Genomic DNA, 13,792 nt, shown 5'->3' on the forward strand with positions numbered 1-13,792 from the left:
TCATCTTGCCGGCGTTAGCATAGTGGGGCCGTTGTCTGGGGACCCTGCAGGGGAACGACTCCGTAGGAGGCTTGCTCCCAGGCAACGCGGCGCGACCCGGACCCGCGTGTCCTGCACGCGGTGTCTGCAGAAGGCTCGGACCCGTCCAAAATCAATTGGAACCCACTGAAGGGCGGTGGCTCCCACGCGGGGAAGTACTGGTCCCGACGGCAATAATGAGTGGTCCCCAAAGCGTCGAATACTCAGTATCAGAAACGGGACTCTAATGGTCAGTAGCACCAGAAAAGTTAGAACCATGGTTTAGGTCATGAATGTTCGGTCTTGCGGAGCAGAGCAATTGTCGTTGAAGTCCGTCGTGGAACAACGAAAATCCTATAGTCTGATTCGGCTCTAGCGCACACGGAGGGCCTTCCGATATTGTGCTTCCGATAGGTGGCGTGACACTGCCCCGAGAAGAACACTGAGCGTTCCACCATCCGTTCAGATTCTCCCAGTTTCGGGCATTCGAGACTGTGGCCATGCATGAATAATCTGGGGTAGTTATGCGGCATTGTCCGTGGAAGAACCGGCAGTAGAGGCTTGTGTTTGGCGCCTATGCCGGCGCAACCGTGGAAAAGTTCATCCACAACTTCACCTGGTCTGAGACAGTGTCCGAAGATCTGCAAGCGAAACTGGACTCGTCAGAAAGCTGAAAGAGCCGGCAGGTGGTTGCTTCATCCGTCGGGGCTAAAGCCTCTGAGGGCAATAAGGGGATGGCAGTACTGTTTCGAGTAATCGTTCGTTGCACGCGGGACTAGAACCGATGCAGAGCAAGACACCGAAGTTGGTCGTCATGCCAAATCGATTAGCCATCACTAGTAGCCAAACTCTGCGCCGGGTGCCAACACTCTGGGTCTTCCTTGGAAAATCCGTAGCCTAGCGAGCGACGTGAGGTGCTAATGGCATTGTCGAGGGTGTTGCCTAATACGTTCGAGACCTGGGAGGGGCCTGAGAATTCCAGAAAGTTCCACGCTCGTGCTTTATATCAGTCGTCTCTGATGGGTTGCGGTCGTCTCCGTTCTGCCGGATGAAGGCAGAGACAAATATGACCAGGAGTTTCGGGCAATATTCGCCCAATTATATCTCCATCATAGAAAACTAGCGATTATGGTTGTTTAACTCAACGCCTTTTCGTACGAGACACCAGAGAGGTTCAGCGAGCGACGCGGGCAGGCCTAAGGGTTAAAAGCTTGGTGCGCCGACCCCGGACGGGATCGGCGCACCAAACAAACTATGATTCAGCGCGGCTTAGAGGTAAGCTGCGAATTCTTTCTCGAGGACAGGCTTGGGCTTGGCGCCGATGGAGGTGGCCACGTGTTCGCCGCCCTGGAAGACATAAACGGCGGGGATGCTGGTGATGCCGTACTTGGCGGCGATACCCGGGTTGTCATCGACGTTGACCTTGACCACGTCGACCTTCTCGGCATGCTCGGCAGCGATCTGCTCGAGGATCGGGGTCAGCTGGCGGCAGGGACCGCACCACTCGGCCCAGAAGTCGACGATGACTGGCTTGGAGGCTTCGAGGACCTCGGCCTGGAACGTTGCGTCTGTGACGTCTTTGGTCTGGCTCATGGCCTGCACCTTTCGTAAATGTTTTCTTCCCCGTCGAAGGAGAAGCTGGGGACTAGTTGGAAACGGAAAGAACGTTCGCGGTTGTAGCGGCTTCGACGTCGGCCAAATAGTGTTCGACGTCGAGGGCCGCGGCGCAGCCCGAACCGGCGGCTGTGATGGCCTGGCGGTAGGAGGAATCGATGACATCCCCGGCTGCGAAAACGCCGGGGATGCTGGTCTTGGAAGTTCGTCCTTCAACGGCGATGGTGCCCTCGGTGGTTAGCGTGAGGACGTCCTTGACGAGGTCGGTACGTGGGTCGTTGCCGATGGCCACGAACATGCCCGTGACCGGTACTTCCTGCTCTGCCCCGGTCTTAAGGTTTCGCAGGTTCATAGCGGTGACCTTCTGCTCTCCGGCGATGCCAATGACCTCGGAGTCCCAAATGAATTCGATCTTCGGATGTGCCAGGGCGCGGTCTGCCATAATCTTGGAGGCGCGCAGGGTGTCGCGGCGGTGTACGACGGTGACCTTGGATGCGAACTTGGTCAAGAAAATGGCTTCTTCCATGGCGGAGTCGCCGCCGCCGATGACGGCAATTTCCTGGTCGCGGAAGAAGAATCCGTCGCAGGTCGCGCACCACGAGACGCCGTGTCCGGCCAAGCGCTTCTCGTCAGGTAGACCGATCTCGCGGTAGGCCGATCCTGTGGACAGGATGACCGCATGGGCACGGTACACGGTGCCGTCGCCCAAGGTGACGATCTTGACGTCCCCGGCGAGATCGACGGCGGTGACATCATCGAAGAGGATCTCGGCGCCGAAGCGTTCGGCCTGCTTCTGCATATTGTCCATGAGATCCGGGCCCATGATGCCTTCGGGGAATCCAGGAAAGTTTTCCACGTCGGTGGTGTTCATGAGTTCGCCACCGGCTGTCACCGAGCCTGCGATGACCAGCGGCTCTAGGCTCGCCCGTGCCGTGTAGACGGCTGCGGTGTAGCCTGCTGGGCCGGAACCAACGATGATGACATTGCGGATGGCGTCTTGTACTTCTGTAGCCACGTGTCGAGGACCTTTCATAAGTGCGGTCTAGTTTCAAACACACCGCGGGTAAAGAGGGGACTATGCGGCATAACAGCGAATGCCATCGTCGTATTCCCGGCCATGGGGCTAGGAGACGCGGAACTCGCCGATCTGCAAGCCGTAGGGGCGTGAAGCGTTGGCCCCGGAAGCGCGGCGCGGTAGCTCGGTGACATTCAGGAACACGTACTTTCCCTGAGCGCTCTCACTGTCCTCGCCGCCGACCGGGACGGTGACGGTCGGACCGGTGAAGGAGCCGCTTGATACAACCTTGGCGTCGGAGAGATTATCGGTTTTTCCGACTCTGATCTCGAAGGAACCGCCGGTTCCATTCAATCCTTCAAGCTGGACCTCGGAGATATCGGAAAGGTCTTCCAACTCGACAATGAAGACCATATTGGAGGCCAAACCGCCGTACTGCGGGGAGGTGAATGAGAAGGACTTGTACAAGCTGGCTGGGTTGCCATCAATGGCGTTCGACAGCGTATTATCGGTCGCCGCGTTCAGGTCCTGGTTGCCGGGAACCAAACGGGTGAGGCCGGCAATCTCCGGGGTTACAGCTTGTGCACTTTTTGATGGCGAGGCTTCGCTGCTGCTGGCGTCTGCCGAGGTTGGTGCTTGGGTTGTGGATTCAGTGGCAACAGGAACTGTCTTGTTGCCCCCTAGCGTGTTGTAGGCAAATACGACGGCCAGTACCAATACCGCACAAAGCAGTGCGCCCACGAGCAAACGGGTGGTCTTCTTTCCACCCTCATCGGCTTCCTCGTTTTCGTACTCCTCATCGGGATCCGAATAGCCAAGAGCTGCTGCGGGGAAGCTTGAGGGGACACGCTGGCCCGTCTCATCGACTGTCACGCCGCGTGACTTCTGCGCGGCGGCAAGAGCAGCGGCCGAAGTCACCACGGGCTCGTCGACGTCATCCTCTGGCTGCTCCATTTTGGTGACCTTCGGAGCAGGCTTAACAGGAGCTTTGGCAACAGGGGCAACCGGAGCCACCTTGGGTGTTGCCGGGGGAGCCTTTGGAGTCGCCTGGGTGGCTGGGGCCTCCGGCTTGGCGGCGGGTGTTGCCGGGGGAGCCTTTGGAGTCGCCTGGGTGGCTGTGGCCTCCGGCTTGGCGGCGGGTGTTGCCTGGGGATCCTTTGGAGTCGCCTGGGTGGCTGGGGCCTCCGGCTTGGCGGTAGGTGTTGCCGGGGGAGCCTTGGGCGCAGCTTGAGTGGCTGGGGCGATAGGAGAAGGCGCGGAACTGGCAGGAACAGCTGGTGATTGTTCGGTGGATGATCCCACGGTGTCCGGTGGTGAAACCGGCGCAACGGCTGGGGGAACCTGCTTGCCGCGCGTGAATCGACCCTTAAGATTGTTTAGCTTCTCATTGAGGCTGATTTCCGGGAGCCTGTCCAGCATGGCCGGACGTTGCTCTTCTTGGGCTTGCTGGTCATCGTAGTATTCATCGTCATCGTCATAGCTGGCAGGTTCATTAGACCGGGCGACGCCGAAAATCTCGGTTCCCAGGGTATCGGTGTAGAACGGCTCGATGTACGTCGGATCTGCTTGGACCACAAGATCAAGGAGGTCGGCCGGCTCTGCGAGGTTCGTAACCAGATAGGTGCTGCCCTCTGAAATGCCAAGATCGAGCACTTGCACCGCGGCGTAGCGTTCACCGGTGGCGATTTCGCGCGCGCTGGTTGCCAACTGCGACGCATTCGCAGTTGAGCCGACAAGAATGCTCACTGGACGGTTGAGCACCTGATCGATGCCACTGAGCACCTGGTCTCCGTCGGCGGAAGTCAAGACCATTTCGGTGACCTGGTAGCGGCCGCCAAGCATGGCGCCAGCGTCGATGGGCTGCGACACGATTCCCTCCCGGGATTACTTTGCGTTGCCGGCACCCTCGTGGGTGCCCCGTTCCATGTTACCGGGATGGACGACGTAATTCGCGAAGACCGGGGCCGATGTCGGGTCGGAGGGCCCGATGGTGGTCTGAAGTCTGGGAGTCTATCGGCGCAAGCCGGGGATCTTGCGGGCCAGCGGACCAAGAAAGTTTTCCAACTCTTCCGAACGAATCAACCGCAGCAAGGCGATGTAGACGATGGCCATGACGGTGCCGACGATCGCGATCGCGATGAGAGCGGATCCGATGGAACTCCAAGCGAATCCCCAGCTGTAACCTCCCAGTAGCCAGAGCACACCGGCACCGACAACGCCGGAAAGTGCCGCCATGACACCTATTCGAATATAGGCGTCGATGACCTGGCTGGTGCCGTAGTCGCCGTAACGGCGGACGATCAGGTAGTGCGCAATGACCGCGGAGAGCACGTTTGTCGCACCATAAATCAGTGCCATGGCTGGTGCGATCTGGGTGGCCGGCAGGATCTGGAAGGCGCTGAAGGCCAGCGTGACACCCAGTGCCGCAATGACCGTTTGGATCAGCATCGGGGTTTTGGTGTCTTCCTCGGCGAAGAAGACCCTGATCATGAATAAGTGCACGGATTTGAAGGGTAGCCCCAGCGCAGTCAGCACCAAGAGCTGAGCGAGGGCGGCACCCTGAAGCATCGAGGTGGACGAGCTGCCGGCGAAGAGCCGGCCCAACGGCCCGGCAAGCACGATGAAAACCACTGCAGCAAAGACAATGGGGACGGCAGTGGTGCGCAATCCCTGGGAAAGAAGCGGTGCAACATCATCGCGACGGTTCTCTTGGAACGCTTTGGTGAACTCGTTGAAAAGCATCGTGGCCAAGGTCAGGGCAAAAATCGAGTGTGGCAGTACCGTGATCAGCTGCGAGGTGTTCAACGCGTACTCGCCCGGGATGTCCGCGCCGCCGTTTGGCATGGACAGGCGGGCAGCGGTCGCCGAGGAAACGAACTTCGAATTCACCAGCGAGGCGATGTTTCCGACCATCATCGAACCAAGAGTCCACGCCGCAAGCTTGCCCACGTGGCGCAGCCCCATGCCGCGCCAGGAGAAGTCGGGGCGAAGACCCAACCCGATCCGGCGCAGCGGCCAGAACAGCACAACAGCCTGCACCACGATGCCCAGGGTGGCTCCGCCGGCCAGCAGGACGGTTTGCGGTGTCGTCCAGGTTGCCAGCTGGTCATTGCCGCCGCCATAGGCACCAAAGAGCACGATGAACGTGCCGATGGTAAGGATCTGCACCAGGTTGTTCGCCACCGGGGCCCACATGTAGGCGGCAAAGCGGCCATGGGCGTTGAGCACCTGCCCGAAGACCGCATACACCCCGTAGAAGAAGACTTGCGGCAGGCACCAATACGCGAACGCGGTGCCCATGGCCAGCATGGGCTCGGTCCAGTTCAGGGTCAGTGTCTTGATCAGCGGGCCGGCCAGGAGCGTCAACAGCACCGTGGCCAGACTCATCACCACCACGGTGAGGGTCACCAGTTTGGAGGTGTAGGACGAGCCCTTGTCGGAGGCCTGTGACGCCTTGATCAGTTGGGGAACCAGGATGACATTGAAAATGCCGCCGGCCAGCAACATGAAGATGATCGTCGGGATGACGTTCGCCTTCTCGAAGATGTCCGACATCGTCGTGGATGAACCGATGGCGACCGCAAGCAAAGCCGTGCGGATGAATCCAAGCACGCGCGAAACCATGGTGCCGGAAGCCATGAGGGCATAGGCCTTGGACTGGCGTCCCGCGTTCTGTTCGCTTGGCGGTTGCGGCACCTTGGGAGGGCTGCTGGGCTTGGCGGGGTGTTTAGATACCTGGGACATAATTTGGGAGTACTTCACGCGCAAGGTCGGCGATGCGCCGTTCATTGGGGAAGGACAAGCGTTTGCCGAGATCACGCAACGGAACCCATGCGACGTCCACTGCTTCGTGGTCCGGATCGTTTTCAATGGTGAGTTCGCCGCCGGTGGCGCGGAGGAGGAAATGATGCACGGTTTTGTGGACGCGGTAGTTCGTGACGGTGAACCAGTAATCGACGGAGCCTAACGGAGCCAGAATGTCCCCGGCGATTCCGGTTTCTTCCTCGATCTCCCGCACCGCGGCTTCTTCGTTGGTTTCTACGCCTTCAGGATGCCCCTTTGGAAGGCACCACTCAAGCCTGCCGCCACGGTTGTACCGGGCAATGATGGCCACCGGCAGGCTGGAAAGTGTCGTGTCGATAACGACGCCGCCGGCGGAAACCTCTTCAACGGTGGGAAGCGGGTGGTGCCCGGGGCTCACTTGCGCCTGCGCGTGCGCCATTGACGCAGTCAACGGCGTGCGCTTCGGGGCGCTGGGAACTGGATGAGCCATGGCAACCACTCTATCGGTTTTGTCCCGCATCGTGGCTTGCCCCGCCCGGCCGGCGCGTGTTATCCCTATCTTCACCGTGAGTGTGACGATCTTGTAGGAGTGTGGAAGGTAACGCTGTATCTACGTGGCCGTGAGCATGGCACTAGGCAGAAAGTCTGGCACCCTTAAGGAACTATGCAGCAACTACCGTCCCCCCAGGTTCTTACCGAGCTTTTGCCCCCCGTCGTTTTTGAGCTTGGGCAGCTCTTCGTCGATTCCGGTTTTGAGCTCTCCCTAGTAGGAGGCCCTGTTCGAGACCTCTTCCTGGGTCGAGTGTCTCCTGATCTCGATTTCACCACTAGCGCTTCACCGGATGAAACACTCGCGGTGGTTGCCGGCTGGGCCGACGCCACCTGGGAAGTGGGACGCGACTTCGGAACCATCGCCCTGCGCAAGGGAAGCCACACGATCGAGGTGACCACGTACCGGGCCGACGCCTACGACCCGTCCTCGCGCAAACCCATCGTGGCTTTCGGAGACAAGCTGGAAGACGATCTCTATCGTCGTGATTTCACCATGAACGCGATGGCGCTTCGGCTTCCCAGCCTCGAGCTGGTCGATCCCTACAACGGATCCAAGGACCTAGAAGAGCGCGAGGTCAGGACTCCCGGCGCTCCATCAATGTCCTTCTCCGACGATCCGCTGCGCATGATGCGTGCCGCGCGCTTCGCCTCCCAGCTGGGGATCAACGTGGCCGATGACGTGCGTGCCGCCATGACAGAAATGGCAGAACGCATCAAGATCATTTCCGCAGAGCGGGTCAGGGACGAGCTGATCAAGCTGATAAACGGGGTCGATCCGCGGGCAGGCATTGATCTGCTGGTGGACACCGGGTTGGCCGAGATCGTCATTCCCGAGGTTGCCGCGCTGCGACTGGAGATCGATGAGCACCATCGTCACAAGGATGTGTACCAACATTCCTTGACGGTCTTGGAACAGTCCATGCAGCTGGAAAGCCCCGCTGACGGCCCGGTTCCAGGCCCAGACTTTGTGTTGCGCTTCGCTGCCTTGATGCATGACATCGGTAAGCCGGCCACCCGCAAGTTCGAGCCCAACGGAGCAGTGAGCTTCCGGCACCACGATGTGGTCGGGGCCAAGCAGGTCAAGGCACGGATGCGCGAACTGCGCTTCGACAACGACACCATCAAGTCCGTTGCCCGGCTGGTGGAGCTGCACATGCGCTTCTATGGCTACGGGGATGCCGGCTGGAGTGATTCGGCGGTGCGTCGCTACGTGCACGACGCCGGGGACTTGCTGCAACGCCTACACCGGTTGACCCGTTCGGATGTCACCACACGCAACCGCAAGAAAGCCGACCGGCTCAGCTTCGCTTATGACGACCTTGAAAAGCGTATTGCGGAAATCAGCGAACAGGAGGAGATGGCCGCCGTTCGGCCGGACCTCAATGGCCAGCAAATTATGGGGCTGCTCCAGATCAAGCCCGGCCCGGTAGTAGGCCGAGCCTACAACTTCCTGTTGGAACGTCGCCTGGATAACGGTCCAATCGACGAAGACGAGGCGGCGCGCGTGCTTCGTGAATGGTGGTCGCAGCAGCCTGAATCGGCCGAGCAATAGTCCAAGACAAAATGACAGAAGGGCCTTGTTTCGGCGTGTCGTTCTCAACACGCCGAAACAAGGCCCTTCTTCTTAAAGTTTTCACAAAACGATGTGGCGCAATCCCGCAACAGTGTGTATCGTAGAACTTGTGATTGAGAAGTCTCAATGAGATCTCGAGATCGATATGACAATATTGGCGCCAGAACCAACTGGCATGTTCTTCCAGGCAAGGAGGTGGGAATGATGATTAATTCAATGAATTTCGGCGGCTTCTATACGCCCCGTCATGGCTTCGGCGGCTTTACCGCCCGAGCAACTTCCCCTGCCTCCGGAACGGCGCCCTGCTAGCAGCAGTTAGCTTTTCAAAGTTCCCGAGGCTGATGAGTCATCATTCGACCAAATCCTTGAGGAACTTTCATCATGTCTGTCCAGATCTCTTCGATCACCACCCAAGCTGTACGCTCCGCTGAATTAATATTCGCCGGACCCGATACGCTACATGCCCGCACCACTCGGTCCGCCGAGCAGGCCGCCTTCCGCACCTCCAACCAGGCTGAGGGGAGGTAACCACCGTGGCTGCAAAAAACCGAAAGCCAAAGAACAAGGCTTGGTTTCAAACGCAGTTCAACCCGGAATTCCGGGAGCGTGAACTACGTAATCACATGCCAATGGATATGGTCTTCCGCCTGCGGTGAGTGAATTAGGGTCAGGCAACCACTGCCGACCCGGAATTCGACTCATTCACCGAAAGCAGGAGCAAGACTTATGGACATAGCTGAATCCCACAGTGCAAAGCCCGCCGGCTTCACCGGCGGGCTTTGCCGCTTAAACGGAGCTTTGGCTAATCGCTACAGCGGATCGACCCGTGTGGATTCGGTCGCGCCAATGCCGCAAGAACGCCAACCCGGCCTCGTCGTGAATCACTTCGGTTCCGAGACCGAGGTCTTGGGCAGTTAGCACCGGGTAAGGTTTTCCTGCCGGGATTCCGTCGTCCGGGCGAACATCGACGTGACTGACTTCGTGGCCGTTGCTCGCCAACCAGTCGGCCATGGCGTAATCCGTGCGTGAATCGCCAACTGTGAACCACGCTGCTGGGACGATGCCATCGGCCGCCAAAAGATCCAAGGCCCGGCGGGCACCAAGATCCTTGCTAAGTGCCACCGATTCAATATCAGTGGAAATGATTGTGGGGTCAACGCGGTATTCGATCACGTCGCCCGAGTCAGGAACGGTCCTGTCAAGGTGCTCCACACCAAGGCCCAAACGGATCATCGCCTCCACAGCGGCCGCATCGAATTCGAGCTGGACGCGCCGGTAGTCAGCGTTATCGGCATCGAGATTCTGTTCAACGGAGACCATGGCGCGCTTGGTCTCATCGAAAAACATGTGGTTGTCGAATGAGGAAGCCACTAAAGAGCGAATTTCTTCAGCATAATTTTCGGGAACTGCGAGCTCGTGATCCACATGGAGCTCCCCGGCACCGGTGTCGTCAAAGGTGAACCAGGTGGCACCCTTTTCGCAGATCGCATGGATCTTCAATGACGGTGGAAATCCGGCGGCGATCATTGGTTCCATGACTTCGTTCTTGATGAAATCGTCAGAACGTCCCGTATTGAAAATAACGGGAATCTGCGCCTGCGCAAGCTCAAGAAGCAGCGCAATGATTTTCGGGTCGACGTCACGGGTCACAGGAGAGGCAATGGGGCCGTCCACGTCGAGGAGCAAGGCAAATGGGGGTGTCGTGGGCATGCCTTCGATTCTCCCATCGGATGGCGCCGGAACGGAATCGCCGGAGAGTCCCGGGACCCCACCCATGCATTCCCTAGATGTAAGGATAGTCATCCACAGATTCGGTGTACCGGGATGATGCGCGCGAAGAAGATCCTCGAACCGTGGAATCCGGTGAAGACTGAGCGCCCAGCAGAGGCTGGAGACTTATATCTTCCTGACCCCGAGGGGGAGTTCTGCCAGCATATATCCGGGCCCCGGACGGGATATTGAATACTCGAAAACAACTCGGCTGCTATTCGGTTTGTCCGGAATGGCAAAGGAATCCAAGGACAAGAATGGCAAGGTGGTTGCTCCGGGTCTCGGACTTCTGGCAGCAACTGATGAGCGGTTCCGCTGTCGTGCACGGCAAGACCACACAGGCGTGACAGGTCCGGAGCCATCGACGCACAGGATGCCGAGGATTATCAGGCAGGGCGTGGAATCGCTGATTCTGTGGCCGGATACCCCGTGGCGTTTTGAACCCAATGGACCCTCCCGGCTCGGCACCCGAGACGTTTGCCACGCGGCGGTGATAGCTTGAAGGTGATTCAAGGAACACCAAAAACCTTGGTCTTCCTCATCCCCCCGAACACCGGGAATTCAGATAGGGGACACACGATGACAGCGACGCCATCAACAGACATGAGTGATCTAGCGATTGCTTCGAGAGCCGTGCTCCAACCGATCGGGCAGATCGCCGAATCCGTGGGGATCCCAGAAGCGGCCCTTGAGGCCTACGGCCGCTACAAGGCCAAGGTCGATCCGGGCCTGCTGGAATCCCGAGGGGCGAAGCCCGGAAAAGTGGTGCTGGTCAGCGGCATCTCACCGACCCCCGCAGGTGAAGGTAAATCCACGATGGTGGTCGGACTCGGAGATGCGTTGTCTGCCACGGGTACCAACACCATGATTGCCCTGCGTGAACCATCCCTGGGCCCGATCTTCGGTATGAAGGGCGGTGCCACCGGGGGCGGTTTTTCACAGGTCTTGCCCATGGACGAAATCAATATGCATTTCACCGGGGATTTCCACGCCATCACCAGCGCAAATAATCTGCTGATGGCCATTCTGGACAACCATCTGCACCAAGGAAACATCCTAGGCATCGATCCCCGGCGAATCACTTTCAAGCGCGTCTTGGACATGAATGATAGGGCCCTGCGAAACATCGTCATTGGCCTCGGTGGTCCGAGCGAGGGCGTGCCGCGGGAAACCGGATTTGAAATCACCGTGGCCTCCGAAGTCATGGCGGTATTCTGTCTGGCAACGGGTCTGGAAGACCTGCGCTCACGGTTGGGCCGGATGACCATCGGCTACACCTACGAGAAGTCTCCGGTCACCGTGGACGACCTCGGCGCAGCTGGTGCGATGACCATGCTCCTGAAGGAAGCCATCAAACCGAACCTGGTCCAGACGATGGCAGGGACTCCGGCCTTCATTCACGGGGGCCCCTTCGCGAACATCGCGCACGGATGCAACTCGGCCATTGCCACGAACACCGCCCGCTCCCTGGCCGACGTCGTGGTTACCGAGGCCGGATTCGGAGCGGATTTGGGCGCCGAAAAATTCATGGACATCAAGGCCCGCTATGCCGGATGCGACCCCGACGTGGTCGTTCTCGTCGCGACCATACGCGCGCTGAAGATGCACGGGGGAGTGGCGAAGGACGGGCTGAAGGAAGAAAACGCCGATGCCGTGGCCGCTGGCATCGCGAATCTTGCCCGGCACGCGTCAAACATCAAGAAGTTTGGGGTTCAGCCGGTCATCGGCATTAACAAGTTCGCCACGGATACCGCTGCCGAACTTGCCGTCGTCACCCAGTGGGCCGCCAGCAACGGCATTGAATGCGAGATTGCGGATGTATGGGGCCAGGGTGGCGCGGGGGCCGGGGAGCTGGCTGCCGCGGTGTTGCGGGCGATCGAGGAGCCCAACAACTTTGCTCCGTTGTATGAATTGGATCAGCCGGTGGAAGACAAGATCCTGACCGTGGTTCGCGAGATCTACGGGGGCGTCGGTGTCGAGTACTCGTCCGCCGCGAAGCGGATGCTCGAGCAGATCCACGCAAACGGGTGGGACGGGCTGCCGGTATGCATGGCCAAGACCCAGTATTCGTTCTCCGATGACCCGAAGCTGTTGGGTGCTCCCGAAGGGTTTACGCTGCAGGTGCGCGAGCTCATCCCCAAGACCGGGGCCGGATTCATCGTGGCGATCACCGGCGCGATCATGACCATGCCGGGACTTCCCAAGCTCCCGGCGGCCATGCACATGGACGTCGACGAGCACGGCAATGCCGTAGGACTGTCGTAGGAACTAGCGCCCGGTTAAACGTCGAAGCCACCGCGCAGGGCGGTGGCTTCGAGGTTCATCGGCCCGGCAGAGCCGGTGACGGGATTTAGCGCTCGATGTCGCCGCGGATAAAGGCCTCGACCTTTTCGTGGGCGATGTCGTCGTTGTACTGCTCCGGCGGCGACTTCATGAAGTAGGAGGATGCCGAGAGAATCGGTCCGCCGATGCCGCGGTCCAAGGCGATCTTGGCGGCACGCACGGCGTCGATGATCACGCCTGCCGAGTTCGGGGAGTCCCAGACCTCGAGCTTGTATTCCAGGGACACCGGGGCATCACCGAAGTTGCGGCCCTCAAGGCGCACGAAGGCCCACTTGCGGTCATCAAGCCAGGCCACGTAGTCGGACGGGCCGATGTGCACGTCGTCGGCCCCGAGCTTGGCCGAGGTGTTGGAGGTGACGGCCTGGGTCTTGGAAATCTTCTTGGATTCCAGACGGTCGCGCTCAAGCATGTTCTTGAAGTCCATGTTGCCGCCGACATTCAGCTGGTACGTGCGGTCCAAGGTGACCCCGCGGTCTTCGAAGAGCTTGGCCATCACGCGGTGCGTGATGGTGGCGCCGATCTGGGACTTGATGTCGTCGCCGACGATCGGGACACCTGCAGCGGTGAACTTGTCCGCCCACTCCTTGGTGCCGGCAATGAAGACCGGAAGGGCGTTGACGAAGGCGACGCCCGCGTCGATGGCGGCCTGGGCGTAGAACTTCGCTGCGGAGTCCGAACCGACCGGGAGGTAGCAAACCAGGACATCGGCCTTGGCGTCCTTCAACGCGGCCACCATGTCGACCGGGTCCAGGGAGGACTCGGTGATGGTTTCGCGGTAGTACTTACCGAGGCTGTCAAGGGTGTGGCCGCGCTGCACCGTGATGCCGGTGGTGGACACGTCGGCGATCTTGATGGTGTTGTTCTCCGAGGCGAGGATGGCGTCGGCCAGATCCAATCCGACCTTCTTTTCATCGACGTCGAAGGCGGCAACAAACTGCACGTCGTTGACGTGGTACTTGCCGAACTGCACGTGCATCAGACCCGGAACAGTGGCCTGGGGGTCAGCATTCCGGTAGTACTCGACACCCTGAACCAATGAAGTGGCGCAGTTTCCTACGCCAACGATTGCAACCCGAATCGGATTTTCCGACAACTTGTCTCCTCAAAATCAAAACTTCCGGGCA

General features: G+C 59.5%; 10 protein-coding genes. 3 read left to right on the plus strand and 7 right to left on the minus strand.

The features are described from left to right. Positions 1–1,287: 1,287 nt before the first annotated feature. The 5 genes from trxA to ADIAG_RS00470 all read right to left on the minus strand — a co-directional run bounded on the left by trxA (position 1,288) and on the right by ADIAG_RS00470 (position 6,869). On the minus strand, positions 1,288–1,719 hold the full coding sequence (gene trxA / locus ADIAG_RS00450; protein WP_262495197.1) for a thioredoxin: 432 nt from the start codon (positions 1,717–1,719) through the stop codon (positions 1,288–1,290). Continuing rightward, positions 1,664–2,647 (minus strand): thioredoxin-disulfide reductase, encoded by a 984-nt coding sequence (gene trxB / locus ADIAG_RS00455; protein WP_007269300.1) that lies wholly within the window; start codon positions 2,645–2,647, stop codon positions 1,664–1,666. Before trxB ends, trxA begins: the two co-directional genes overlap by 56 nt. A gap of 108 nt (positions 2,648–2,755) precedes the next feature. Further along, positions 2,756–4,516 (minus strand): hypothetical protein, encoded by a 1,761-nt coding sequence (locus ADIAG_RS00460; protein ID WP_007269301.1) that lies wholly within the window; start codon positions 4,514–4,516, stop codon positions 2,756–2,758. Positions 4,517–4,657: 141 nt separating this feature from the next. Continuing rightward, a complete protein-coding gene (gene murJ, locus ADIAG_RS00465) occupies positions 4,658–6,391 on the minus strand; it encodes a murein biosynthesis integral membrane protein MurJ (RefSeq protein WP_235045791.1) in 1,734 nt (577 codons plus the stop codon). Then, a complete protein-coding gene (locus tag ADIAG_RS00470; RefSeq protein ID WP_043472531.1) occupies positions 6,375–6,869 on the minus strand; it encodes an NUDIX hydrolase in 495 nt (164 codons plus the stop codon). The genes murJ and ADIAG_RS00470 overlap by 17 nt, the downstream gene beginning before the upstream one ends. A 225-nt stretch (positions 6,870–7,094) precedes the next feature. On the opposite strand from ADIAG_RS00470, the gene ADIAG_RS00475 reads away from it, so the two are divergent. Together ADIAG_RS00475 and ADIAG_RS21530 are read left to right on the plus strand one after the other, a co-directional pair. Continuing rightward, positions 7,095–8,534 carry a CCA tRNA nucleotidyltransferase gene (locus tag ADIAG_RS00475; RefSeq protein ID WP_007269304.1) on the plus strand — a complete coding sequence of 480 codons (1,440 nt, stop codon included), beginning with the start codon at positions 7,095–7,097 and terminating at the stop codon, positions 8,532–8,534. A gap of 402 nt (positions 8,535–8,936) precedes the next feature. Then, positions 8,937–9,083: a hypothetical protein gene (locus ADIAG_RS21530; RefSeq protein WP_007269305.1), complete on the plus strand. Its 147-nt coding sequence runs from the start codon at positions 8,937–8,939 to the stop codon at positions 9,081–9,083. Between the two features lie 258 nt (positions 9,084–9,341). On the opposite strand, the gene ADIAG_RS00480 is transcribed toward ADIAG_RS21530, so the two are convergent. Continuing rightward, positions 9,342–10,265, minus strand: coding sequence for a Cof-type HAD-IIB family hydrolase (locus ADIAG_RS00480; RefSeq protein ID WP_051059799.1), 924 nt, complete (start codon positions 10,263–10,265; stop codon positions 9,342–9,344). A 639-nt stretch (positions 10,266–10,904) separates the two neighbouring features. Between ADIAG_RS00480 and ADIAG_RS00485 the strand changes: the two genes are divergently transcribed. Next, positions 10,905–12,590 carry a formate--tetrahydrofolate ligase gene (locus ADIAG_RS00485; RefSeq protein WP_007269308.1) on the plus strand — a complete coding sequence of 562 codons (1,686 nt, stop codon included), beginning with the start codon at positions 10,905–10,907 and terminating at the stop codon, positions 12,588–12,590. A gap of 85 nt (positions 12,591–12,675) precedes the next feature. Here ADIAG_RS00485 and ADIAG_RS00490 read toward each other — a convergent pair whose 3' ends face one another. Further along, positions 12,676–13,761, minus strand: a complete 1,086-nt coding sequence (locus ADIAG_RS00490) for an inositol-3-phosphate synthase (protein WP_007269309.1) — start codon at positions 13,759–13,761, stop codon at positions 12,676–12,678. Positions 13,762–13,792: the final 31 nt, after the last annotated feature.

Source organism: Paeniglutamicibacter gangotriensis Lz1y (assembly GCF_000348945.1).
Taxonomy (GTDB): domain Bacteria; phylum Actinomycetota; class Actinomycetes; order Actinomycetales; family Micrococcaceae; genus Paeniglutamicibacter; species Paeniglutamicibacter gangotriensis.